Source organism: Streptomyces decoyicus (assembly GCF_019880305.1).
Classification (GTDB): domain Bacteria; phylum Actinomycetota; class Actinomycetes; order Streptomycetales; family Streptomycetaceae; genus Streptomyces; species Streptomyces decoyicus.
The window spans coordinates 6,386,299-6,409,989 of record NZ_CP082301.1; the positions used below are offsets into that span (position 1 = coordinate 6,386,299).

At 68.3% G+C, this 23,691-nt stretch carries 28 protein-coding genes and 1 pseudogene; 18 read left to right on the plus strand and 11 right to left on the minus strand.

Annotated features, from left to right (window positions below; all coding sequences use genetic code 11):
* Positions 1-184: 184 nt before the first annotated feature.
* On the plus strand, positions 185-958 hold the full coding sequence (locus K7C20_RS27970) for a thioesterase II family protein (RefSeq protein ID WP_030076922.1): 774 nt from the start codon (positions 185-187) through the stop codon (positions 956-958).
* Positions 959-1,039: 81 nt separating this feature from the next.
* A complete protein-coding gene (gene panD, locus K7C20_RS27975; protein ID WP_030076920.1) occupies positions 1,040-1,456 on the plus strand; it encodes an aspartate 1-decarboxylase in 417 nt (138 codons plus the stop codon).
* Positions 1,457-1,808: 352 nt separating this feature from the next.
* On the opposite strand, the pseudogene K7C20_RS27980 reads toward panD, so the two are convergent.
* From K7C20_RS27980 to K7C20_RS27990, 3 genes and pseudogenes are all read right to left on the minus strand, one after another.
* A pseudogene (locus K7C20_RS27980) lies at positions 1,809-2,192 on the minus strand (AarF/UbiB family protein); the annotation flags it as partial.
* Positions 2,193-2,326: 134 nt separating this feature from the next.
* Complete coding sequence (locus K7C20_RS27985) at positions 2,327-2,863, minus strand: hypothetical protein (RefSeq protein WP_030076916.1); 537 nt, start codon at positions 2,861-2,863, stop codon at positions 2,327-2,329.
* 93 nt (positions 2,864-2,956) lie between these two features.
* Positions 2,957-3,460, minus strand: a complete 504-nt coding sequence (locus K7C20_RS27990) for a flavin reductase family protein (protein WP_245171867.1) — start codon at positions 3,458-3,460, stop codon at positions 2,957-2,959.
* Between the two features lie 14 nt (positions 3,461-3,474).
* Between K7C20_RS27990 and K7C20_RS27995 the strand changes: the two genes are divergently transcribed.
* The 6 genes from K7C20_RS27995 to K7C20_RS28020 all read left to right on the plus strand — a co-directional run bounded on the left by K7C20_RS27995 (position 3,475) and on the right by K7C20_RS28020 (position 8,074).
* Positions 3,475-3,828 (plus strand): hypothetical protein, encoded by a 354-nt coding sequence (locus K7C20_RS27995; RefSeq protein ID WP_030076915.1) that lies wholly within the window; start codon positions 3,475-3,477, stop codon positions 3,826-3,828.
* A gap of 222 nt (positions 3,829-4,050) precedes the next feature.
* A complete protein-coding gene (locus K7C20_RS28000; RefSeq protein ID WP_048828836.1) occupies positions 4,051-4,440 on the plus strand; it encodes an ATP-binding protein in 390 nt (129 codons plus the stop codon).
* A gap of 243 nt (positions 4,441-4,683) precedes the next feature.
* Positions 4,684-5,067 (plus strand): ATP-binding protein, encoded by a 384-nt coding sequence (locus tag K7C20_RS28005; RefSeq protein WP_048828853.1) that lies wholly within the window; start codon positions 4,684-4,686, stop codon positions 5,065-5,067.
* Positions 5,068-5,202: 135 nt separating this feature from the next.
* The gene (locus K7C20_RS28010) at positions 5,203-5,430 is read left to right on the plus strand and encodes a DUF6458 family protein (protein WP_030076910.1); all 228 of its coding nucleotides are present in this window, start codon (positions 5,203-5,205) and stop codon (positions 5,428-5,430) included.
* Positions 5,427-7,349 carry a glycoside hydrolase family 15 protein gene (locus K7C20_RS28015; protein ID WP_030076909.1) on the plus strand — a complete coding sequence of 641 codons (1,923 nt, stop codon included), beginning with the start codon at positions 5,427-5,429 and terminating at the stop codon, positions 7,347-7,349. Before K7C20_RS28010 ends, K7C20_RS28015 begins: the two co-directional genes overlap by 4 nt.
* A gap of 176 nt (positions 7,350-7,525) precedes the next feature.
* On the plus strand, positions 7,526-8,074 hold the full coding sequence (locus tag K7C20_RS28020; protein ID WP_030076907.1) for a ferritin-like domain-containing protein: 549 nt from the start codon (positions 7,526-7,528) through the stop codon (positions 8,072-8,074).
* Positions 8,075-8,284: 210 nt separating this feature from the next.
* Here the strand turns inward: K7C20_RS28020 and K7C20_RS28025 are convergent, their stop codons facing one another.
* Positions 8,285-8,611 (minus strand): STAS domain-containing protein, encoded by a 327-nt coding sequence (locus K7C20_RS28025; RefSeq protein ID WP_245171868.1) that lies wholly within the window; start codon positions 8,609-8,611, stop codon positions 8,285-8,287.
* A 336-nt stretch (positions 8,612-8,947) separates the two neighbouring features.
* Between K7C20_RS28025 and K7C20_RS28030 the strand changes: the two genes are divergently transcribed.
* Positions 8,948-9,847 carry a SigB/SigF/SigG family RNA polymerase sigma factor gene (locus K7C20_RS28030; protein WP_030076895.1) on the plus strand — a complete coding sequence of 300 codons (900 nt, stop codon included), beginning with the start codon at positions 8,948-8,950 and terminating at the stop codon, positions 9,845-9,847.
* 140 nt (positions 9,848-9,987) lie between these two features.
* Here K7C20_RS28030 and K7C20_RS28035 read toward each other — a convergent pair whose 3' ends face one another.
* Positions 9,988-10,161: a CsbD family protein gene (locus K7C20_RS28035; protein ID WP_078953623.1), complete on the minus strand. Its 174-nt coding sequence runs from the start codon at positions 10,159-10,161 to the stop codon at positions 9,988-9,990.
* Positions 10,162-10,418: 257 nt separating this feature from the next.
* Positions 10,419-10,589, minus strand: a complete 171-nt coding sequence (locus K7C20_RS28040; protein WP_030076893.1) for a hypothetical protein — start codon at positions 10,587-10,589, stop codon at positions 10,419-10,421.
* 297 nt (positions 10,590-10,886) lie between these two features.
* Here K7C20_RS28040 and K7C20_RS28045 point away from each other — a divergent pair, with 297 nt between their 5' ends.
* The 5 genes from K7C20_RS28045 (at position 10,887) to K7C20_RS28065 (ending at position 14,889) form a co-directional block, all read left to right on the plus strand.
* Positions 10,887-11,747, plus strand: coding sequence for an RNA polymerase sigma factor SigF (locus K7C20_RS28045; protein ID WP_030076891.1), 861 nt, complete (start codon positions 10,887-10,889; stop codon positions 11,745-11,747).
* Positions 11,748-11,790: 43 nt separating this feature from the next.
* Complete coding sequence (locus K7C20_RS28050) at positions 11,791-11,937, plus strand: hypothetical protein (RefSeq protein ID WP_160328780.1); 147 nt, start codon at positions 11,791-11,793, stop codon at positions 11,935-11,937.
* Positions 11,938-11,966: 29 nt separating this feature from the next.
* Positions 11,967-12,194 (plus strand): DUF5133 domain-containing protein, encoded by a 228-nt coding sequence (locus K7C20_RS28055; protein ID WP_030076890.1) that lies wholly within the window; start codon positions 11,967-11,969, stop codon positions 12,192-12,194.
* Positions 12,195-13,394: 1,200 nt separating this feature from the next.
* Positions 13,395-14,093: a class I SAM-dependent methyltransferase gene (locus tag K7C20_RS28060; protein ID WP_030076889.1), complete on the plus strand. Its 699-nt coding sequence runs from the start codon at positions 13,395-13,397 to the stop codon at positions 14,091-14,093.
* 430 nt (positions 14,094-14,523) lie between these two features.
* On the plus strand, positions 14,524-14,889 hold the full coding sequence (locus K7C20_RS28065) for a peptidase inhibitor family I36 protein (protein ID WP_030076883.1): 366 nt from the start codon (positions 14,524-14,526) through the stop codon (positions 14,887-14,889).
* A gap of 190 nt (positions 14,890-15,079) precedes the next feature.
* Here K7C20_RS28065 and K7C20_RS38460 read toward each other — a convergent pair whose 3' ends face one another.
* Together K7C20_RS38460 and K7C20_RS28075 are read right to left on the minus strand one after the other, a co-directional pair.
* Positions 15,080-15,382 (minus strand): DUF6191 domain-containing protein, encoded by a 303-nt coding sequence (locus tag K7C20_RS38460; protein ID WP_150127348.1) that lies wholly within the window; start codon positions 15,380-15,382, stop codon positions 15,080-15,082.
* A gap of 185 nt (positions 15,383-15,567) precedes the next feature.
* On the minus strand, positions 15,568-16,239 hold the full coding sequence (locus K7C20_RS28075) for a DNA alkylation repair protein (protein ID WP_030076879.1): 672 nt from the start codon (positions 16,237-16,239) through the stop codon (positions 15,568-15,570).
* 310 nt (positions 16,240-16,549) lie between these two features.
* On the opposite strand from K7C20_RS28075, the gene gntA reads away from it, so the two are divergent.
* Positions 16,550-17,335 (plus strand): guanitoxin biosynthesis heme-dependent pre-guanitoxin N-hydroxylase GntA, encoded by a 786-nt coding sequence (gntA, locus tag K7C20_RS28080; protein ID WP_209444039.1) that lies wholly within the window; start codon positions 16,550-16,552, stop codon positions 17,333-17,335.
* A 37-nt stretch (positions 17,336-17,372) separates the two neighbouring features.
* On the opposite strand, the gene K7C20_RS28085 is transcribed toward gntA, so the two are convergent.
* Entirely contained in the window at positions 17,373-18,350 is a 978-nt protein-coding gene (locus K7C20_RS28085; protein WP_053210446.1) for a DMT family transporter, read from the minus strand.
* Between the two features lie 83 nt (positions 18,351-18,433).
* Here K7C20_RS28085 and K7C20_RS28090 point away from each other — a divergent pair, with 83 nt between their 5' ends.
* Positions 18,434-19,360: a LysR family transcriptional regulator gene (locus K7C20_RS28090; protein ID WP_245171874.1), complete on the plus strand. Its 927-nt coding sequence runs from the start codon at positions 18,434-18,436 to the stop codon at positions 19,358-19,360.
* 139 nt (positions 19,361-19,499) lie between these two features.
* Entirely contained in the window at positions 19,500-20,702 is a 1,203-nt protein-coding gene (locus K7C20_RS28095; protein WP_053210447.1) for a PP2C family protein-serine/threonine phosphatase, read from the plus strand.
* A 168-nt stretch (positions 20,703-20,870) separates the two neighbouring features.
* Here the strand turns inward: K7C20_RS28095 and K7C20_RS28100 are convergent, their stop codons facing one another.
* Entirely contained in the window at positions 20,871-21,404 is a 534-nt protein-coding gene (locus K7C20_RS28100; protein WP_030076871.1) for a hypothetical protein, read from the minus strand.
* Between the two features lie 70 nt (positions 21,405-21,474).
* Positions 21,475-22,374, minus strand: coding sequence for a hypothetical protein (locus K7C20_RS28105; RefSeq protein ID WP_245171870.1), 900 nt, complete (start codon positions 22,372-22,374; stop codon positions 21,475-21,477).
* Between the two features lie 395 nt (positions 22,375-22,769).
* Here K7C20_RS28105 and K7C20_RS28110 point away from each other — a divergent pair, with 395 nt between their 5' ends.
* A complete protein-coding gene (locus K7C20_RS28110) occupies positions 22,770-23,618 on the plus strand; it encodes a PTS sugar transporter subunit IIA (RefSeq protein ID WP_030076867.1) in 849 nt (282 codons plus the stop codon).
* The last annotated feature ends 73 nt before the right edge of the window (positions 23,619-23,691 follow it).

Below are 23,691 nucleotides of genomic sequence, written 5' to 3' on the forward strand. Positions count from 1 at the left end.
GCGGCACGAAAGGCACTCGCCACGTCGCAAGCCCCGCGTATGACGCCAGTCTGCGAAGGTAAGTGGCTCAGCTTTCGTCTCGTTATCGCTGGCGCTTCACGGTTCCGGGCGGCCGGAAGCGGCCCGCCGTACGGTTTAGACGAGCGATACGCGGCCGATACCTCCGGCCCCTAAGCTTCCGCGCATGCCTCACTCTTCTGGCTCGCTCCCCGCGCGGTGGCTGCGTACGTTCCAGCCGGTGGCCGCACCCCGGCTGCGGCTGGTCTGTTTCCCGCACGCCGGCGGCTCGGCGAGTTTCTTCCGCACCTGGCCCCAGCAGCTCCCGGCCGACTGGGAGGTGAGCGCGGTGCGTTATCCGGGCCGTGAGGAACGCATCGCCGAACCCTGCCTCACGAGCATGGCGGAGCTGGCCGGCGGGATTGCCGACGGGCTGGCACCCCATATGACGCCCCACACCGTCTTCTTCGGTCACAGCATGGGGGCCTCCGTGGCCCATGAGGTCGCGGCCCTGCTCGCCGCACGCGGGGTGGCAGGTCCGGCGGCGCTCCTCGTCTCCGGCCGGGCCGCCCCCCACCGCCTGCGGCGCCTCAGCACCGACGAGCTCACCGACGAGGACCTGCTGGCCACGGTTACCCGGCTCGGCGGCCCGGGGGCCGAGGTTCTGGGGGACCCCGAGCTGCGCGACCTGGTGCTGCCGCCGATCCGTGCTGACTACGGGCTGCTCGAAGCGTATGTGGCGGGTCCCAAGGCTCCTGCCGTCGACGTTCCCGTCGTCGCCTACTTCGGGACCGAGGACCCTGGGCCCACCCCCGACGACGTCCGGGCGTGGTCCGAGCTGACCTCGGTCCGCTGCGAGGCGCGCGCGTTCCCCGGCGGTCACTTCTACCTCGTCCCCCACGAAGCCGAGCTGGTCCGCGACATCCGAGAGCGACTCTCCGTCCTCGGGTCGGGGGTCTGACGCCGCCCCCGGTCAGTCCTCGACGCCGGCGTGCCCGGCACCGAGCAGAGTCATGTACAGCTGAACAAAGGAATGAGAAACGTGTACCGGACCATGATGAAGTCGAAGATCCACCGGGCCACCGTGACCCAGGCGGATCTGCACTACGTGGGCTCTCTCACGGTGAGTGCGGACCTCATGGAAGCTGCCGACCTCCTCCCCGGCGAGAAGGTGGACATCGTCGACATAGACAACGGCGCACGCCTGTCCACCTACGTCATCGAAGGCCCCCGGGACTCCGGGATCATCGGCATCAACGGTGCCGCGGCCCGGCTCATCAGCCCCGGCGACCTCGTGATCATCATCGCGTACGCGGCGGTCACCGACGAAGAGGCCCGTGAGCTCCAGCCGCGGGTGGTCTTCGTCGACGGTGAGAACAAGGTCATGAGCTGTGGCGGCGATCCCGCCGAGGTGCCCGCGGGCTCCGGCCTCAAGCGGGGGGACGTCGTCTCCCGGTAGCGTCGTCGCCTTCGGCCGGCCTCGTGGACGACGGGACGTGGCCGGCCCTGTGTGTGCTCCGCCCGCCTCGCACCGCCCCAGCCCCCGCCGCCGGTGATCCAGCAGAAGGGCCAGGGCGCCCAAGGCCAGCAGGCCGCGGGGCATACCGCGCTTTTCGCCGCCTTGGGCGGCTCCCTGGTGGGTGCGGCTCGTCCGGAAGGAGAGCCGGCGGTTGGCCACGTCATCGCCCAGGGCGCGAAGTTGCTGACCGGCGGAGCCGGTGCCCAGAAGGGCTTCCAGGGCGGTCCGCGCGCCCTGTCGCCAGGAGGCGGCTTCGGCGACGAGCTGGACCATGATGCCGGGCACCTCCTTCCACCCGGTGGACCTGCGCCAGGGACGCGGCGCCCAGCGGACGTTCGGTGTCGATGTCATCGAAGCGGAGCTTCCAGTCCGGCCCCAGGTCACGCTCCAGCACGGGCTCGAACACACAGAAGGGCTGCACCGCCACTTCCTCGTGCAGGTTCTGGGGTTCGGCGATCATGGAGGGCGGGACCATGTCGGGACGGGTCGAGAGGATCTGCCCGATCTTCACGTAGAACGGGCCGAGGCTTTCCAGCGCGTTGCGGACGGCCCGCGCCCGCCGCTGTTCGGGGTCCGTCCGGTCGGCGCGCCGACCGGACCGACGGGTCTCGTCGGCCACGAGCTGGCCCAGCACCTTGGCCACGACGCGTACGCGGGCACCGACAATGCGCGCCACTCGTTGGGACCTGCCTTTCCTCGCTGCGCTGTCTGTGTGAAGTCACCGGTCGCCGGTCAATCGTCGGCAAGCCCGGAAGCCCCCGGCCGGCCGTGCCGCGGCAGGCCGGGGGTGAGGCGGCCGTCAGCCGGCCCCTACGCCCGCGCCTTCGGCATCTTCGGCACCAGGCCCTGGACACTCTCCAGCACCCCGGTGAGGGTGGCGATCAGCTCACTCAACTGCGCGATCTGCTGCGGAAGTTGAGCCGGCCCGCCGGTCATGTCCGCCGCGCCGCTGACCACGTTGGAGACCTGGCCGGCCGCGGCCATCGGGTTCAGGGCACCCGCCGCCTGGCCGAGACCGGCGACGGGGTTGGGCAGCCCGCCCCCGGCCAACAGCCCCGGGGCGGCGGCCGGATTGCCGGCCGCGCCGAGGGCCGCGAGCGGGTTGACCCCGCCGCTGTTCTTCTTTCCGCTCTTGCCCGAGCCGGTGAGGCCCTGCACCGCCGCGAGGGTGCTCAGCGAGCGGAGTGCTTCGGCCGGCAGGCCCGCGAGAGCCTGGAGCGGCAGATTGGCCAGGCCGAGGTCCGAGTCCTTGTCATCGTCGTCGCGATCCAGGAGCTCGTCGAACGCCTTCTTCGTGTCATCGGCGATGTCACCGATGAAGTCCTTGAACGTGTCACTGGTGCCCATGAGCGCAGTCTCCTTGGAGTTCGAGGGGACGGGCACCCGGAACCGGGGCCCGCTGATGCCGCTTTCACGGCAGCTTTCGTGGCACCGCCCGGCTCAGCCGGCGGCGTGGTGCGGTACGGGGTGTCTGCCGCGTCCGTGCAGCAGCAGCCCGGCCGATTCGGGGTGGTGGCTGCACCAGGCCACCCGGCCGGTCAGCAGGGCGTGATCCCACGCCTCCCGGGCCGCCTCGACGGTGCAGACGAGCCGCACCGGCGCCGAGACGATCAGCGGCTGGCCCAGATGAAAGGTGTGCGGGACACCTTCGAACCGCTGCTGGGGAGGGCCGGTGGCGAACTGCTCGACGAGGTGACGCTGTTCCCAGCGCCCACCGGGAGCCGGCCGGTCCGCCCCTGCCGCTGCCCGATAACAGAAATCGACGTGCGGACTCCCCGCCGCCGCTCTCCGTTTTGGAAAGAGACCCCGGGGCAACAGAGCACTGTCGGGATGGCCGATGCACTGAAAGGGCTCCCCTTGTTCCCTTTCCTTTGCCCTCGGAAGGAACAGGCCGGGATAAAGCCTGCTGCTGAATCGAATGGTGCATCGAATGGTGCATCGCACGGAAGGGATATCGCATGAGTGCCAATGTTTGGGGATACCTTCCCGACTCCGGATACAGGGCGGGCACGGTCCTCGTGGGGTACAGCGTCGAAGCCATTGACGGGAGTATCGGCAAGGTCGACAAGCATTCGGATGAGGTGGATTCCGCACACCTCGTCGTCGACACCGGCCCCTGGATCCTCGGCCGCCGCGTCGTCCTGCCGGCCGGCACCGTGACCGGTATCGACCAGGAGGAGGAGAAGATCTACGTCGGCCGCACCCGGCAGGAGATCAAGGATGCGCCCGCCTTCGAGAGCGGCGAGCACGAGGGCGGCGCTGACTACTTCCACCAGGTCGGGGCCTATTTCGGTGGATTTCCCCGCGTGTGAAGCAGGCTCAGCGCCGGAGGGGCCGGTCGCCTACGGGTCGCCGGCCGGCCCGCGCGTCCGTCCGTCCGCGCGGAGTCGGGACACATGGGGCGTGAAGCCGCGGATCCGGGGAAGCAGTCAAAGCACCTTCTCGTAGAAGTAACCTTCTACGCGGCCTGCGGAGCGGGCGACGGAGGAGTTCCAGGGCGTGCAGAGGGAGCAGGCGGTGAGGTGAGAGACGTGATGGGCACGCAGCAGGTCCCGGTGAACAATGCAGCGGACGCGCGGGCCCTTGTCCATGAGCTGCTGGACGCGCACCGTCCGCGGATCGATGAACGCTCCGTCATCGACGCCGTGCTGGTCACCTCGGAATTGGTCACCAATGCTCAGCGTCACGGAGGCGGACTTTCCGGATTCTCCGCCAGGATCGCGGCCGGCCTCCTGGAAGTGACCGTCGCCGATCACAGCCCCCGGCAGCCCGCCACGGCCGCCGGACGGGAAAAATTCGCGGTCGGTGGATATGGATGGCCGATGGTCCAGCAACTCACCGCCTGCGTGGTCATCGTCCCCACGGTGGACGGTAAGGCCATTACCGTTACCGTCCCTCTCGCATTCGACCGCGTGGCCGCCTGATGCCCACGTCGGCATGACAACGCCGGCATGACACCGCCGGCATGACACCGCCGGGCGCCTCAGCCTTGCCGACAGCGTGCCGTCCCGTGTGGCCATGCCCGCTGTGGCGCCCGCAAAGAGGCCTGAGAGTATTGCCGTCCTGCCGTGCGAGAGAAGTGCCCCGGCCGGTGATGCCCGCCGGCGGGCGGACAAGGGATGCAGCGCCCCCAGGACGGCTCGGGCGCATTGAGGTGGAAGTGTGTGATGCGGGGAGTACCTGTGAGAGCAGCCGAGGCACGCAATTTTGTGCACGACTTGCTGCACAGGACAGGCAGCCAGGTCGATGACCTGGCCCTCGTCGATGCCCTCCTGGTGACCACGGAGCTGGTCACCAACGCCCAGCGCCACGGGGGCGGGCTCACCGGGTTCACCGCGGAGATCGTCGAGGGGTGTCTGGAACTGGCGGTCGAGGACGCAAGCGAGCGCCACCCCACCACAGCCCCTCGGGACCCCGACGCCACGGGCGGCTACGGCTGGCCCCTGATACAGCGGCTCGCCCGCACCGTCGACATCACCATGACCCTGACCGGCAAAACCATCCGTGTGACGTTGCCCCTCTGCGCTGCCGGCCCGCCCCTCTCTCCGTGAGCCGCGGAGGCGCGGCCGTGACCTGAACTCGGCGGCGCCCTCCCCGTCATGCCGAAGCGTCTCGACTCATGAACGTGCTCCGCCGGGGCATACGCGAGTTCAGAAGGTTTTCCCCACCAGAAAGCGAGGGCGATCATGGGTATCGGCGGATGCATCGGGCTTATTGCGGTGGGCGCCATTTTGACGTTTGCGGTGGACTGGCAGCTGTCCAGCGTCAATCTCGACGTGGTCGGGCTCATCATGATGGCCGTCGGAGTGATCGGCCTGGCGGCCTATGTGAGCATCCTCAAGCGCCGCCGTGTCCAGCCGCCGGCTCCCGGGGCTCCGGTGGTCGACGTCGAGGAGACGCGTACCTACCGGTGAATGACGCACCGGAGCACAGGGGCGAGGGAATTCAGGGCCGCGCCGCGCCGCCCCGGGATTCCCGTCGCACGCCGGACGGCGAGGCGGGTGAGGGCTATTTCCCCATTGCCGAACACGGGCTGATCGGTGATCTGCGGACCGCAGCACTGGTCGGGACCGATGGCCGGATCAACTGGTTCTGCGCCCCGCGTTTCGACTCACCCAGTATTTTCGGATCGCTGCTCGATGCGCGGAACGGCGGACACTGGCACCTCAGCGCCGTCGGGGACGTGGCCAAGCGGCAGCAGTACTACTTTCCCGACACCAACATCCTCATGACGCGGATGCTGACCGAGAACGGCATCGTCGAGATACAGGACTTCATGCCGATACGGGCGGAGGGAGACCGTCATCACCGGCAACGTCTGGTCCGGCGGGTCGTCAGCGTACGGGGCGGCGCGCGTCTCCGAACGGTCATCGCCCCGCGGATGAACTACGGCCGGGACCCGCACAAAGTGGAATCCCAGCCGCACGGCGTGCGGTTCACCAGCGATGCACGGGAACTCTCGCTCCAGGCGAGCGTGACCCTGCGGGCCGATGGCCAGGACGCCGTCGGTGAATTCGACCTGACAGAGGGCCAGTCGGTGCTCTTCGTGCTGGAGTCCACCACACCGTCCTGTGCCGAGCCGGCCGTCGACCTGGTCGATGCGAAGGCCGCCGAAGAGCTTTTCCGGTCCACCGTCCGGTTTTGGCGCGAGTGGCTGAGCCAGTCCACCTACACCGGCCGCTGGCGCGAAATGGTGCACCGCTCGGCGCTGACGCTCAAACTCCTGACCCATGAGCCCACGGGCGCCATCGTCGCCGCACCGACCATGGGACTTCCCGAACAACTCGGCGGTGAACGGAACTGGGACTACCGCTACGTCTGGATCCGCGACGCGGCCTTTTCCCTCCACGCACTGCTGCGCCTGGGCTTCACCCGCGAGGCGCAGGCCTTCATGGGCTGGCTGACCGACTGTCTTCCCGGTGCACACGACGGTGACCGCGGCCCGCTGCGGGTGCTGTACTCCATCGACGGCCATGACGAGCTGCCCGAGCAGATCCTCGACCACTGGGAGGGCTACCGGGGTTCTGCCCCGGTCCGTGTGGGGAATGGCGCCGCCGACCAGCTCCAGCTGGACCTCTACGGCGAACTCTTCGACTCCATCTACCTGTTCGACAAGCACGGTGCCGGCATTTCGCACGAGAGCTGGATGGACCTGTGCGCCATTCTCGACTGGCTCCTGGAGCACTGGGACAGCCCTGACGCGGGCATCTGGGAGACCCGTGCCGGTCAGCAGCGCCACACCTATTCGCGGGTGATGTGCTGGGTGGCGGTGGACCGCATGATCAGAATCGCCCGCCAACGCGGCCTGCCGGGTGATCTGGGGCGCTGGATGGCGGAACGCGACAGGATCTATCACCAGATCATGGACCAAGGCTGGAGCGCGCAGGACCAGACCTTTGTCCAACGCCTCAGCGGCGACCCGGAGCAGCCCCCGGAGAGCATTCTGGATGCCTCCCTCCTGGTGCTGCCGATGGTCAAGTTCTTGTCGCCGGAGGATCCGAGATTCCGCTCCACCGTGAAGGCGATCGGCGAGAATCTCGTCACGGACAGCCTGGTATTCCGCTACGACCCGAAAGTGTCCCCCGACGGTCTGGACGGCACCGAGGGTACCTTTTCGATCTGCTCGTTCTGGTGGGTCGAGGCGCTTGCCCGGGCCGGCCAGGTCGATGAGGCCAGGGTGGCACTGGAGAAGATGTTCACCTACGCCAACCACGTCGGTCTGTATGCGGAGCAGATAGGGATGACGGGCGAACATCTGGGCAATTTCCCGCAGGCTTTCACCCATCTCGCACTGATCAGCGCGGCCACGAGCCTGGACGGTTTCATGGGCTGAGCCTTCGACCACCGCCGTACCGCCGAAGCAAAACACACCTCGCTGCGGACGGAATGACACCGGTCGCCGGACCGGTTATGGGCATACTTGCTGCCGTCGTCTCGGGACCTGCCATAAGAGCACTGCCCCCGAGTGAAGCGCTGTCCAGCCTAAGAGAACCGAAGGGCAGGAAGACTGTGGCTGACTTTCTTACCGACGTCGAAACCCTCCGCGAGCGTGCCCGCCGCGAGATGGACAAAGGACCGGTCACCGAGGCGTACGGCGCCGATCTGGCACGCGTCCTACAGGTGCTGAACGAGGCGCTGGCCACAGAAATCGTATGCACCCTGCGGTACAAGCGGCACTACTACACGGCATCCGGGATCTATTCGGAACCGGTCGCGGCCGAGTTCCTGGAGCACGCGGCGGAGGAGCAGCAGCACGCCGACAAACTGGCGCAGCGCATCGTTCAGCTCGGCGGGGCGCCCGACTTCAACCCGGACACGCTGACGTCACGAGCGCACGCCCAGTACGACGCCAGCACCGACCTCCTCGACATGATCAAGGAAGACCTGGTGGCCGAACGTGTCGCCATCGCCTCCTACACCGAAATCGCGAAGTGGCTGGGGGACGGCGACCCGACCACACGGCGCGTATTCGAGGAATTGCTGGCGAAGGAGGAAGAGCACGCAGACGACCTCCGAGCGCTGCTGGAGCGCATTCCGCAGGACAGGAAGACCGGTTGACGCCGGCCGGCAGCGCAGGATGTTCCAGCCCCGCCGTTCCTGCCCGCTAGAGGAGAGGGCGGTCCGGTGGGCGCGCTCGGGCCGGAGCAATTGGCCGGATCACGGCGGTCGACGGCGCCACCCCACGTCCGGGGTTTCGGCCACCGACCGCCACCGACCGCCACCGACCGCCACCGGCCTGAGCCGGCACGGTGGCGGAGGCGGAGGAACTCAGGCTTCGAGGGCGCGGGGCATGTTGTCGGCGAGCGTGAAGCAGTCGGCGGTGCCGGTGACATCGAAGAGCCGGCGGATGACGTCGTGCAGCGGGCCGGCCACGATCAGCTTGCGCTCTTGCCGGTCGTGGTCGCGCTGGGTGGCGAGCAATACGTGCAGCACGGTGGAGTCGGCGAAGTCGGTGAGGGACAGGTCGATGACGGTACGTGGAGCGCCGGAGTCCCGCGCCAGCGCACACGCCTCTTTGAGAAGAGGGGCGCTGTCGTGATCGAGGGACCCGCTGACCCGGACGACGAAGGCCTCGTCCTCGACAGCATGAGTCACCACAGCCGGTGTATGAACGTACATACGCGCCAGCATGTCATGAGTTTCGGGCACAGGTTCCAGCAAGTCTCCTGTTCGGCCAATCAAAGGCCTTCCCCCGAACGGGCTCCCCTCCGTCAGTTCATCGAAGTCCCTCCGGTACCACGTCCTCGCTCTCCCGAGGCGTGTACCGCTGGGCCGGTCATGCCCCGCGTCAATGATTCCGGAATTTCGCAGACGGCCCCTCATGTCCACCGACTGCGCCACTCAGCGGGGTGATTGTTCGACAGGCGTGCATAGGAGCCGCGACGCCGGGCAATGGGCGTGCTCAAACGACCTGAATTCCGGAGGTGAATCATGAACGCGGTTTTCGAGGGCGTATCGGACACGAAACCACAGCAGGCTGCCGCAGGCGGGCCGTCACCGCGCGCCGGAGAATCTTCCACCCCGCTTCCTCACATCGAGGACGCCGGAAGCGTAGCTCCCCATGACGCCAAGGCTCTGTCGCCACTGTTCTTCGAACGACTCGGGCAACTCGAAGAAGGCACCCCCGACTATCAGTACGCCCGCAACACGCTCATCGAGATGAACCTGTCTTTGGTGCGCTATGTGGCCTCCCGGTACAGAAGCTACGGCGACCAAATGGAAGACATCGTCCAAGTCGGCACCATCGGCCTCATCAAGGCCATCGACCGGTTCGACCGGTCGCGCCGGACGGAGTTCGCGGCCTTTGCCATCCCCCACATCCTCGGGGAGATCAAGCGGTTCTTCCGCGATACCAGCTGGGCCGTTCACGTCCCGCGCCGACTACAGGAACTCCGTGTCGACCTGGCCCGGGCGGCGGAGCAGCTGTCCGCTCTCCTGGACCGGGAACCCACCGTCAAGGAGCTGGCCGAGCACCTTCAGCTTCCGGAAGAGGAGGTCATCGAAGGCATCGTGGCCGGCAACGGCTACACGGCCGTCTCCCTGAACGTGCCCTGCGACAGCGATGCGGCCCAGGGCGGCAGCGGACTGTCCTTCGCCGATGTGCTCGGCGGGACCGACCCCGCCACCGAGCGCGTCGAGGACCGGTGTGCCCTGGCCTCGCTCCTCCAGCTGCTCAGCGACCGCGACCGCCTCATCGTCCAGCTGCGCTTCGGCCAGGAGATGACCCAGGCGCAGATCGGTGCCGTACTCGGCGTGTCCCAGATGCACGTCTCGCGCCTGCTCGCCCGCATCATCAAGCAGCTCCGCAGCGGAATGCTCAGCCAGAAGTGACCCTGGGGCAAACCCGTTTCCGGCGTCCACAGCGAAACGGGTCCGGGCGCCGTACCGGCGTCGTCCACTGCACCGTTCGCGCATCCGGGAGGGGCCACAGCGTGAAAGCTGTGGCCCCTCCCGACGAGGTGAGCGCCTGATCAGTCCTTGAAGGCGTCCTTGGCCTTTTCCTTCGCACCGCGGAGATCGCCCTTGGATTCCTTCGCGGAGCCCTCGGCGGTGGCGCTCTCGTTTCCGGCAGTGCGTCCCGCTTCCTTCTTGACCTTTCCGATGGTCTGCTCGGCGATAGCCTTGATCTTTTCGCTGGCACTCATGGTGTGGCCCTTCCGTTGGCGGCACCTGCCGCATGCCCCCGCATTGCCGCGTCAATCGTCGCAAGGGGCGTGGGGGAGCGAAAGCGGCCCGGAGTGCACACTGCGGTGGAGGTGAGTCCCCTGCGGGACAGCGCGCCCTCCGGGCCGCACTTTCTCGTGTGCCCCTGGGTGTGGTGATGATGCATCAGCCGCCACAAAGGGGTGGGCCCGACAACGGATGCTGTCCGGCCCACCCCTTTCCCGCGGACTACGGCGGGCTACCAGCGGTACCACCGGCCGCGCTTGCCGCCGGCGCCGGCGGAACGCAGGACAAATCCCAGCGCCCAGATGACGAGGACGACCACTGCGACAAACCAGAGCGCCTTGAGGGCGAATCCGGCACCGAAAAGAAGAAGTGCGAGAAGAAGTACGAGAAGCAGGGGAACCATAGTTATCAACCTCCGAGCCATCATGTGCCCCCGTCCCGGGCTCGCACACAACGTTTCTTCGCAGAGAAGTGGGGAACACCCACCAGCTGGCGAGTACTCCACCTAATACACCGTGAAAAGAGAGGCCCTTCCGCAGAATTCGAGGCACCTGAAGGTTTCCGCGACCGCGCGGCATCACCACACCCACCGGCCAGAGCCCTGACCGCATCTGCGTCCGGTCCTCCATGCATGGCCGTGCGAGATGGGGGTAGGCGGCCGCTGCAGCGTCCGCAGGTGCCGGGCGCGCGGGAAGGCGAGATGACCACCATCGTGAGCGAGACCACGACCGAGCAGCGGTACACCCACACGGACTCCGTGCTGCCGGAGGTGATGCAGCCGCAGAAGGTGGCCCCGCGCGACGCGAAGGAGTTGTCGAAGCAGTTCTTCGAGCGGCTCCAGGCCCTCGACGAAGGCACGCACGAGTACCAGTACGCGCGCAACACCCTCATCGAGATGAACATGTCGATGGTGCGCTATGTCGCCCGCCGCTACCGCAACCGCGGCGATGACATGGAAGACGTCATCCAGGTGGGCACGATCGGTCTGATCAAGGCCATCGACCGGTTCGAGCTCTCACGTGAGGTGGAGTTCTCCACCTTCGCCGTGCCCTACATCCTCGGTGAGATCAAGCGGTTCTTCCGCGACACCGGCTGGGCCGTCCACGTTCCCCGCCGCCTCCAGGAGCTGCGCAGCGACCTGGCCAAGGCCAAGGAGCACCTCGCCGCCACCCTCGACCGCGACCCCACCGTCCGTGAGCTGGCCGCCCACCTCGACCTGTCGGAGGAAGAGGTCATCGAGGGCATCGTCGCTGCCAACGGCTACACCGCCGGCTCGCTCGACACCCCCGCCGACCCGGACCCGTCGGAGCAGCGCCGCACGCTCGTCGACGTCCTGGGGGAGGACGACCCGGCTCTGCAGACCGTCGAAGACCTGCATGTGCTGGCTCCGCTGCTCGACACGCTCGACGCCCGCGAACGGCGCCTCATCGAGCTGCGCTTCGGCCAGGAGATGACCCAGTCGCAAATCGGCGACGAGCTCGGTGTCTCCCAGATGCACGTCTCCCGGCTGCTCACCCGTACCTTGTCCAAGCTCCGTGCCGGGATGCTCACCGAACGGTGACACCCCCGCCCGCAGCACGCGGGGAAGTTCCACAGCAGCCGTCATGAGAGCCCCTTTCACCTTCGCAGACGCCATCACCAAGCCCGTCCTGCTCGCCCTGCTGGTCCCACTCGCCTGCTCGTCCGGCTCGTCCGGCGAATTCGCGCCACTGATGTGTAAGGCGAGGGGCGGCGGGCATCCGCAGCGCTGATCGCTTCGCTTGGTGAAAGGAACCGGAAGATGCTGATGGCCCACCCTGCGGTGCTGCTGGAACTCATCGAAGAGTATGAGGTGCTGGAGTTGCTGCACGCTCGGCAGGGCAGGGACGAGGTGCGGCGGAGGATGGACGACGTCGCCTACACGCTGTGCGTGTCCACCGGAACCCGCGATGTCGACGCGGCCCTCCTTGCCGCCCGTCAGCAACTGCCCCGCACCAGTGTGAAACACGATTCCCTCCTCGCGGGCTGACGGGCTGACGGGCTGACCGGCTGACCGGCTGACCACGGTCGTAGCCCCGGAAGCGGCCGACCGCTGACGCACGGGGGGCACCTTCCCGCTGCGGAAACGGCCAAGTCGCCCTTCACGCAGCCCTACTGGACCGCTGATGAACACACTCACGATGCAGCGGCGGGGAGAGGCGACGCTCACCGGGGCACGGAACGGCACTGCACTGCACGGACCGGGTCGGGTCGGGTCGGGTCGGCACGGTCCGGCCCAGGCGACCCCCCCGCCCACGCCGCGATAAGGCATCAATAAGGGCGCGATAATCAAACGATAGCGGGGTCTGTCAGGGTCGCTCGATGACCGTTCTTCCTCTCGGGCCGGCGACCCGCAGATGCGCACTCCCAGGACTTTTGCGCCTGTCCGCTCGGGGGCGTGCCGCACAACCGGCCCCGCATGGCCGACGGCCCTGACTCTGTGACACGTGGCCGATTCGCTCGGTGCCGACGCTGAACACAGCCCGCTGGAACGGGTGTCGGCTGGTACCGTCAGGCCGCCCGGGTGTCGAAGCCCCCGGTGCTGCCCAGGGGCGCCCTCATACCTGAGAGCTACGCATTAATGGCTCTTGAGCGTGATGTGGTTCCCGGCCGCGGACTCTAACGTTGTCCTCGGTCATGCATGGAGTGGAGGGGAACGGCGGCTATGCGAGCTGCGAGGTGGGGGAGTGGCGGCCTGCTGGTCGTTGCTACAGCCCTCGCGCTATCGGTCGCCGCGAGAGCCGGCCGCCCGTCGGCGCGCCTGCCCCGCCACGGCCCCCTGTCCCGCCCTACCGCTGCCCGGCATCCGCACGCCACGACCGTAGTGATGCTGCGGGGCGGCCACCCCGTGGGCACGGCCGGTTTGCCCGGCTCCCAGATGCCTCCTCACTGCCCGGCCCCGCTCGCCGCCGTCAGCTCCCCTACGGGCCGATGTGGCGCGGCGCCTCGACTGCGCCGCCCGTCGCGGAGGAGCGGCAGACCGCAGCAGAGGGCGGTGGCCCGGGTCCACGCCCCGGGTGCCCCGCTGCGGGCCGCCCCGGGCCAGTTGTCCCCGGTCCTTCGCCCTGCGGGGCAAGCGTCCCGGTCCGCTCGTCAAAAGGCGGCATGACGATCCACCGGCCCCCGAGTGTGTCGTTCTCCTGAACCAAGATCCGTTCTCAGCACTATGCAATATCCCGGTGGAGGAAAAATGGAATCCATAACCGTCGAGCACATCAGCAGCCTGTACGCGAAGTACCAGGACGACTTGCGGGTGGTTCGTGACGCCCAGCGGAAGTTCCTCAAGGACCGGGGCAAGTCGATGAAGGCGCAGCTCGACGACTACGAGGCGGAGATGACATATCTGCTGCTTCGTGACCTGCGCCCCGAAATCGTGGTGGAGGTCGGTACGTTCTACGGCTGGTCCACGATGTGGATCCTGAGCGCGCTCCGTGACAACGGAAGCGGTCATCTGCACTCGTTCGACATCGTCGACAACGTGGTGCGCAATGTTCCGAGTGAACTCTCGGCGGACCGCTGGACGTTCACCAAGGGTGACATCCAGCAGCACCCGGAGAAGGTCCCCGCCGAGACGGACTACCTCTTCATCGACGCGGACCACGGCTCCCGGTTTGCCCACTGGTACATCGAGAACCTGTTCCCGGCCGTTCCCCCGCGCACGCCCACCAGCGTCCACGATGTCTTCCACGGCCGGCGTCCCAAGCCGTTCAGCGAAGGTTCGGTCATCGTGAAGTGGCTGGCCGAGCAGAACATCGAGTTCTTCACGCCGTCCACGGCGAAGGCCCCGCAGGTGACGGAGCAGCTGGCCGCGGTCAAGAAGGAATTGGGCCTCGACGAGCCGGTGCGCAACAGCGACCACAACCCGATGATCTTCTTCACGCTTCCGTAGCCCTTACTGACCAGGGCCCGTCACATCCAAGGCCTCTCCAGGCCTCGTTCCCGTCCAGGCCTTGTGCGGGAGCGATCGCCTGTAGACGTCCGCCGGCAGCGCAGGATTTGGATTCCTGCTCCACCGGCGGACGTTCGCGTTTCCGAGAGCCCCGGCCTTCCTTGCGTCCAGCGGAGGAACGGCATCCGGAGTCCCGGCACACATACGAGCGCATCCTCGTTGCCCCCCTTGCCGCGGATCCTGCGACGTGCACGGACCCCACCATTCGGTCTGCAGGCGACCAGGAGCACGGGACGGGCACCACGCCGTCAGGCCTGCGCCGTGGGTAAAGGTCAGCTGCCTCGGTTTCGCCCTAGGGGGTGATAGCACCGGCCTGGCTTCTTCGGAACGATGCCGGTGGAAGGTCACCGTCGGATGGGAGCCCACTGCCGTGTCTGCCGCGAACACGATCCGCAGGGCCGCCGCCCTGGCGGCCACCCTCGTTCTCCTCACCGCACCCGTCGGGTTCGCCGCGCCGAAGCATGGCGCCGCCCCCTGCGCCATCGAGCACTTCTGCCTGTACGCCCGAGGTCAGCAGGAGGGCGCCCGGGCCTCCTATACGAAGGGCACCCGCGACACGGCGCAGCAGAATCTCCCCCAGGGGGGATGGTCGGCGTGGAACCGCACCAGTGAGTACTGGTGTCTTTGGACCAGGCCCGGCTACAAGGGCAGCAAGCACCGGCTGAACCCTGGCGACAAGTTCGGCTTCCAGCCCCCGATCAGGTCTCTTCTACCGTCAAGCGACTTCCGCTGCTGAGCCGCTGAGCCGCTGAGAGCACCGATATGGCGGTGCGCCGGGACAGCGGACGTTCGGACAGCCCTGCACCTGCACCTGCACCGCCATGACGAACGCAAGACGGAACGCTTTCCGCCCTTCGTCGGCATTGCCGCGCAGAGCTCATCGGCCACCGCCGCGTCCGCTGGTTCCACGATGCCTGTAGGAGGCCTCAACCACGCCGCCGGATCACTGCTCTGCCCGCATCCAAGTCGACGCCGGTCCGGGGCGGGGCTCCGTCGTGCTGGTTGTCCTGCAAGGTCAGATCCACCCTTCGCTGTTCCAGCTGTATGTGCTTGTTTCCGTTCCACATCGTGTGGAGTTCCTCGGTGATGGAGGCGCCCAGGCCCACTCCTCCGGCTGGAGTGCGTCCGGCCAGACGGCGGCGCAGCCAGGCCGGACGCCCCGATCTGAGCACTATCTGTCGCCCCGCGGCCAGCAGGAAACCGCCAATGACGGGCACCAATATGGCCATGAGGCTCGCTAACATCACCATGCTCGCTCAACGCCGAGCGACGACCTGCGGTTCCTGGCCGCCCAGTGGTCGGGGACGTGCCGCCACCTTCGCGGAGCGTCGCGGCGGCGCCGGCGCTGGGCAGCCTGGTCAACAGGATGATCGGCGCACGAAGCGCAGCGGCACGAGGGTGAGCGCGCGCCTTCCTACTTAGCGCCCTTTCGGCGCACCATCTCGTCGATCCAGATGGGCGCGAACGGAGACGTACAGCCGGGGGAAGTCGGGTAGTCCTTGAGCACCTCCAGGCGCTCGCCGATCTCGATTGCACGGGTGCGGTACTCGGCGTGCTCGATCCCGATCTGGGCCAGGCAGTGGTTCATCGCCCACTGCAGGCGATCCGGGGCGTCTTTCATCTCCGCCTCGATGACGTCGAGCAGCCCTTCGAGGTCGAGGCCCTCGGGCTTCTTCGCCACGCGTTCGGTGGTCAGTGCCCAGCCGGCGCTCGCGACCACTGGATCCGGATCGGCGGACCAGGCCAGGCGCAGCTCTTCGGAGTGCGGGTTCTTCTTCACCGCGTAGTTCACGAGCCAGTCGTGCACCTTGGGTGTGCGCGCCTCGCGCAACATGACGTCCAGCTCGTCACGCTCGAATGCCTTCGGGCGGCAGATCAGGAGTGCCAGCAGTCTTGCCGTGGTGTCATCCGTCTTCCAGAGCTGCCACGCGAGTTCCTGCTGCGTCTTCAGCCGCTTCGCGAGCGCGCGCAGCTTGCTGAGGTTCACACCGTGATCGTCACCGTGTTTCTCGTTCACCTCGCGTGTCTTCGGGGCCTCGAGCTCGGCCAGCTCGGCCATGACCTGGGCCAACGCCGTCTCGGCCACCTCAGCCTCCTGTCCCTCACGTGCGAGTTTCAGCCTACGACGGAAGTCGGCCTCCTGTCGTACACGACGGTTCGGCGGCAGCGACCGACACAAAATCCCGCCCCTGCACAAATGCGCAGCAGCTCTCGGCCCTGACCCTCGCCGAGGCCGGGGTCCCGCCGGCCCGGGTGCGGGAGCTACTGCGGTCCGACGTGCCAGATGAGGCGACTTCTTAGTCCGATTTGTGGCTTGCCGAGTGATCCGTGCACCCCGCACTGTCGTGGGGCCAGCCACCGAATCCAGCCAAGGTCTCGCGATGAATGATCTCGGCATGACGAAGGAATACGGCCCGATGACTGAGCGCGGCGCGACGAGTGAACGCGACACCATGAAGGAACGCGACACCATGAAGGAACGCGGCAATGTCATACGCACCGAACTGGAACGATTCGTTCAGACCCGGGAGTTCAGCTGCCTGGGGGCCCGCGCCGCACTGAAACGGCACGCCATCACGCATCGGCACTATCGAAGAATGGGCGACGAGGCGTCGGCGGAGGACAACCACCGCGACCTCGTCGACTATGTCGACACCGTGCGTCCCCTGCTGTCCGCCCAGAGCTTCCGCACCTTCGTCGCGACGTTCGACGAGCCCGGAACGGTGGACGAACGCACCTACGAGGAGCTCATCTGGCAGCACCTGCAGTTCATGCATGACATCGACAGCCGGACATACGGCCTGGACACGGGCGCGTCCTCCGACCCCGGCCGGCCCAACTTCGGATTCCACACGGGCGGGCATGCCTTCTTCGTCGTGGGCATGCACCCCGGCTCCTCCCGGGCGAGCCGCCGCTTCACGACGTCGGCGATCGCCTTCAACTCGCTCGCACAGTTCATGCGCCTCGGTGAGAACTTCTACTCGATGCAGGGCGCGATTCGCAGACGTGAGGCCAAGAACAACGGCTCCGTCAATCCGAGTTTCACCGAGTACGAGTACGAGGAGCCCGCGCGGCACTTCTCGGGCCGGTTCACGGAAGAAGACTGGAAGTGCCCCTACACCTCACGGCACGCACCGGCTACCGAGGATTTCACCGAGGGACTCCTCCAGCACAAGCGGTGAGCCCGTACAGACCCCCTTCGGTCACGACGCGGTGTCCTTAACGGAGCATCGGGCGGGGTGCCCTTCCTGAGGACGTGCCGTTCGCCGGCCTTCGCGGAGTCCGGCTGTTGTACCAAACGGCCGCGATCACCACAGCGCAGCCGCATGCCTGGGCCGGTGTGGGGCGTTCGCCGATGGCGACGCCCAGCCCGAACGCCATGACCGGCTGGAGCAACAACAGCGCGGCGCCGACGTTCGGGGCCAGCGCGGGCAGGGCGGTGGTGATCAGCAGCCAGGCCAGGACTTGGCCGACAAGAGCCAGGATGATCAGCCAACCCCAGGCGGTCCGGCCCAGGTTGAGGTCGATCCCCGTCCACAGGACGCCCATCACCGCAGCCGTCACGGCGGCCGCGGCGGTCGATAGGCACACCGGTGAGACGGTGTGCTCCCGGCCGCCGCCCAGCCGCATCAGGAACAGGTAGCCCGCGTACGCCACACCCGCCGCCGTCCCGAACGTCACACCGGCGACCGGATCGCTGCCGGGCTGCGGATGCCCGATCGCGCCGCTCGCGAGCGCTACACCCGCCAGCATCAACGGGGCCATCAGGACAAAGCGCCCGGACAGCCTGGTGCCCGACACCAGCCGTGCGAGCAGTGGGAAGAACACGACCTGGATGTTCAGCAACACCGTGGCGACCGAGGCGCCGACGGTGAGGACGGCGGCCGCCCAGAACACCATGTCGACGCCGAGGAGCACCCCTGCCCCGATGTCCATCATCCGGTAGCGCAGCGGCCGGACTCCGACCCTGCGGCACTCCCGCACGGCGAGCGGCACCAGCACGAGCAGGGCCAGCGCACAGCGCAGAAACGCCGCCGTCCCCGCGTTCGCCCCCGACAGCTTCACGAACACGGCCGAGGCCGAGATGCAGGCGGACCCTGCGACGGCCGCCACGACCGGATGGACCGTACCGCCGGCCGTCCGCCGCTCGTCACGTACGGCGGGTCGTACGGACAGGCTCTTCTCATCCCTCGTCATGAAAGCCACTGTGCCTGGCGAGATCCATAACAAAAAGCGTTGATTCAATGCCAATACTCGGTAGCATCCGTTGCGTGTTCAGTATGGAAAGACTTCGCGCCCTGGCCGCGGTGGCCGACCACGGGTCGATCGCCCAGGCCGCCCGTACGTTGCACATGACCGCCTCAGGGGTCTCGCAGCAACTCGCCAAGCTGGAGCGGGAGGCCGGGCACCGTCTCCTGGAACCGCAGGGCCGCAGCGTCCGCCTCACCCACGCCGGCCGGGTCCTGGCCGGCCACGCCGACCGGCTGCTCGCCCAACTCGCCACCGCCCAGAGCGACCTGGCCGACCTGGGCGACGAGGTGCTGGGCCCGCTGCGGATCGGCGGCGTGGGCAGTGCCGTCCGTACCCTGCTGCCCGACGCGCTGGCCGCCCTCACCACCGACCACCCCCGGCTCACCCCGACGGTGGTCGACGGGGAGGCCGTCGACCTGGTGCCTCAGCTGCTCAACGGCGAACTCGATCTGCTGCTGATCGAGAGCTGGGCCAATCGCCCGGTCTCCGTCCCCGAGGGCGTCACGCTGCGCACTCTGGTCAGCGAGGACGTTTACGTCGCCCTGTCCGAGCGGCATCCGCTCAGCGACCGTGAAACCGTCGACCTGGCCGATCTCACGGGCACGGCGTGGGCCTGCTGCCCACCGGGCACCGCGCCGCACGAAGCCCTCGTCCAGGCGCTGCGTACCCGTGGCGTCGAGCCCGAATCCGCTACCTCCTCGCCGACCACCTCACCCAACTCTCCCTGGTCGCCCGGAATCTCACCGCGTCCCTCGTCCCCGCCATGTCCCGCCACCCCGCCCCGCCCGGCGTACGGTTCCTGGCCACCCGTCCGGCTCTGCGCCGCGACATCCGGGCCGCCTGGCTCACGCGCGCACAGAGCCCGCCGGTACGCGCCTGCGTCGCCGCGATCGAGGCGCACCGGCAGGACAGCGGCGGTATCCGCCCGGACGGAGGAGGGCCTCCGGAAGCCGTAAACCGGACGGCCCGGTAGCCGCAAGCGCCGCCACCCGGCCCGACGGCAGGGGACATGCCGCCGACGGCGTAATGGCCGGGTTGGGCTGTCTGGCCGCGTCAGGCTGTGGCTTCTTGATCACGGTCGCGTCAGGAGCCCGTGTGGACAGGTGGGGTGAGCGGATCTTCCAGCGGATCGATCGTGGCCGCCGGCCGGGCCGCAGGGCCGGGGAGCTCGCGGAGATCGCCGACAACAGTGGCTTCGTGGTGCCCCGCACGCCCGCATGGATGCGCTGGCTGCCGGCCGCCTATGTCGCCTTCGTCATGCTGCTGGAAACCCTCGCCCCCACACCGTGGGCGGTCAGCTTTCTGCTCATTGCCCTGCCGGTGATCGCGGCGTACGCCCTCGGTCCGGTCGGCGTCGCGGCCTTCACGGTCTGTGCGATCGTGCTGGAAGGGGTGGTGGCCGGGACGCCGTGCTGCACCGGCCACAACCTGCACCAGTTGTGGGAGACCCACCATGTCGCCGCCTATATCGCCACCGGCCTGGTCGGCATCCTCGGCGTGGCGCTGGCTGCCCACCGGCGCCGCCAGGAGCAGCACCTGGTGCGTGCCAACTCGCTGGCCGAGGCCCTGATGCGTACGCTGCTGCGCCCGGTGCCGCACCGGGTCGGACAGACACTCGCCGCCGGCCTCTACCGGTCCGGCGAGGTCGGCACCATGGTCGGCGGCGACCTCTACGACATCCGCGCCACCCCGTCCGGTGAGCGCGCCATCATCGGCGACGTCCGCGGCAAGGGGCTCCAGGCCGTCCGCACGGTCGCCGACATCCTCGGCAGCTTCCGCGAGGCCGTCTACGACCCCGGCGGCCTGCCCGCCGTCGCCGCCCGTATGGAACGCCGTCTGGTCCGTGAGGCCGAAGAGCTCCCCGACGACGAGCTGTTCGTCACCGCCGTCCTGGTCGAGTACGACGCCCCGGCCCACCGGGTCACGATCGTCAACCAGGGGCATATCGAGCCGGTTCTGATCTCCCGCGGTGAGGTGACGGCCCTGACCGGGCCGCCCGCGCTTCCCCTCGGCCTGGGCCCCCTGGCCGAGGAGATCCCCGTCGCCTACACCCACCGCTTCCACCCGGGCGACGTCCTTCTCCTCTGCACGGACGGCCTGATCGAGGCCCGCGACCACACCGGCGCCTTCTACCCCCTGCTCGACCGCCTCCGCCACCGTTTCTCCGACGGGTGCGACCCCGGCCCCGACGACGTCATCGACTTCCTCAACACCGACCTGCCCCGCCACACCCGCGTCTTCCACGACGACGTCGCCATCCTGGCCCTCGCGCCGTACGACGACGGCGAGCTGCCGTAGCAGGGCCGGAGGGCGGAGGGCGGAGGGCGGAGGGTTGTGGGTGGAGGTCGGAGGGTGGCCGGATGGTGGGTGGCCGGATGGTGGGACAGGGGCTGTGTGCCGGGTGAGGGTGTGACGGGTCACCGACGGACCGCGAGACCATCCGTAGCGCGCGGCCGCTCGTAGGGCTCAGTCGCTCTGGTGGGCCTCGCGGGCCGCGTCCACGAAGTCCTCCAGCGCCGCCCAGAAGGGGCTGTAGGCGGCATCGAATGCGTCGCGGCGGTCGGCGTCGCCGGAGGGGTCGGCGCTGAGGGCCGCGTAGAAGGGGCGGGTCGCTTTCTGGAGGGCGAGTGCCGCGGCGGCGGCCGAGGCCGGGCCCTCCAGTTCGACGACGCGTGCGCAGCGACGGATCTTCGCGTACTCGGCGACCTCACGGTCCCGCAGTGCGCCGAGTGCGGTGGTACGGGCGGCGGAGCCGGGCAGCCGGAGCGTGGCGGAGATCTCCCAGAACAACTCGCCCATCCGGTGGGTCTGTTCGATCAGGTCCAGGTAGGCGGTGCGCCGGCTCTCCCGTAGTCGTTCGGCGCGCTGTGAGCGTGCGGCGGTCTCGGCCTGAATTTTGGCGGCCCGGGTGCTGCCGCGGCTGGTGACCCAACTGGCGAGCACCGCCGTACCGCCGGTCACCGCCGCGATCGCCAGAGTCCACCACGTGCTGTCGCCCACGCGCCGCACCATACCGAGCCGCCCCGGCGCACCGGCCGCCGGGTGTGCGGCCGGTGCGTCTCGACCGCCGCTACGACGGGAAGTCGCCCGGCGGCACCGTACTCGTGGACGCATTGCCGCCGATGACCTTGTTCAGGGTGAACGTCAGCACCGTGTACTGCGTCCCGCCCGCCACCCGCACCGTCCGGAAGTTCGCCTTGTCGTCGAACTTCTCGAAGCTGCACTGGCGGGTGAACGAGTTCTTCGCGCTGTTCCAGTCCTCGCCGGTGGTGAAGTACACCGTGTAGGAGCCGCTGTTGACGCTGCGGACGGTGGCGTCGGAGCCCTTGCGTACGTATACGGAGAACGCCGTTTGTGTGCCGCGGGTCAGCGTCACCACCGCATCGGAGCCCGTCCCGTTCCTGACGGTGAGCCGCCCCAGACCGCCCCGGCTGCCGTCGCGGACGAAGGCACCGTTCCCCAGTCGTCGGTGCTTGGCCTGCTCCGTACGCGGCAGTCGCAGGGTGGCGTCGTAACCGAGGGCGGTGAGCGCGTGTCCGGCCTCCTTGACGCTCTGCGGGCCCCGGGCCGTACCGAGTTCGACGCGTGGTGAGGTGGCGCAGCGGCCGCCGGTGCCGCGAGCGCTCTTGAGATCCTGCCCCAACGCCCTCAGGGCGCCGACTAGTTGACTGTTCCCGGCGATGGCGTTGTCCGGCGTGGCTACGGTTTGCAGGGTCATCGCGGCCGTATCGGCCTTGGCCGCCGCCGTGTCCAGCGCCTTGTTCAGCGAACCGCCTTCGTGCGCTCGGTCGACCGCGCGCAGTGCACTGTCGAGCGGTCCGAGGGTGCCGGTGAGGGCGTGGCGGTAGGCGGCCGGGTCGACGGTCGGTGTCTGGCTCGGGGACGGTGCCGAACCGGCCGACGAGCTGCTGGAGCCGCCCGCCGTACCGCGGCTTTCCCCATCCGACGAACAGGCCGCCAGTGGCAGCACGAGAGCGAGGGCCGCCGTGCCGAGGACGGCGGCCCGGCCTCCGCCGCGGTGCCGTCGGGTCCGTCGAGTGGGTCGGGTCCGTTGCGTCAGTTGCGGTAGGTGCGTCAGGTGTGTCACCTGCGTGGTGGTGGCGGTGCGGCTCGTGTCGTCCGCCGGTGTTCCGTCCGTGATCGTCGCTGTCTCGTCCGTTGTGCGCGCAGAGGTGTACCTCACGATGAGTCCCCCGATTCCCCCGGTATCCCCCGACATCCGGCAACTGCCGAAACAATCAGGCTTCTCCGCCCACAGGTGACTGTCAAGGCCGTTGAACGGGGCGCCAGTTCCGAGAAATCCATCGGAATTCCTGCTTCCGCACCCGTGCGCCGGTCACCTGCGCGTATGTAGAGTCCCCTGCCATGGCAGCGCTGAATGATCTTCTCCCCAAGGCGGCCGTACGCCTGGACGTCCGGGTGGCGGACTGGCAGGAAGCGATACGTGCGGCGGGCGGGTTGTTGGTGGAGACGGGTGCCACCACCGACGGCTACACCGCGGAGATGATCCGTAATGTCGAGGAGAACGGGCCGTACCTCGTCATCGCACCCGGCTTCGCCTTCGCCCATGCCCGTCCCTCGCCCGCCGTGCTCCGGACCGGAATGTCCTGGGTCCGCCTGGAACAACCGGTGGAATTCGGCCATGAGGCGAACGACCCGGTGCATCTGGTCGTGGGACTCGCCGCCGAGGACTCCGGGGCACATACGGCGGCGATGGCCGCACTCGCTCAGCTGCTCGCCGACCCGGCGACGGCACAGGCCCTTCAGGACGCGACGGATACGGAGGCGCTGCTTGCGGTGCTCGCCGGGCCGGACGGGGAGCGCGATGACCGGGGGCAGGAGGAGACCGTACGTGAGCAGGACGGAGACGAGCGGCGGGCCGGGAACGGGCGCCGGGCCGGGGACGGGCAGCCCGTACCCGAGAAGGCCGTACACAAGATCCTTACGGTGTGCGGCAATGGTGTGGGCACGAGTCTGTTCCTGAAGAACACGCTGGAGCAGGTGCTCGACCGCTGGGGCTGGTCCCGCCATGTGACGGTGGAGGCGACCGACACCATTTCGGCCAAGGGCAAGGCGTCCGAGGCCGTCGCGATCCTCACCTCCCGGGAGATCGCCAGGACGCTGGGCGAGATCGGCGTACCGGTGAAGGTCGTCGGGGACTTCACCAGCGGCGCCGAGGTCGACCGCATACTCCGCGACACCTATGACGTCTGAGTGTGGCGTCCGAGTGCGGCCGACGTGCGAGGGCGGCGTCCGAGTCCGGCCGGCCTGCGAGGGCGTCGTGCGG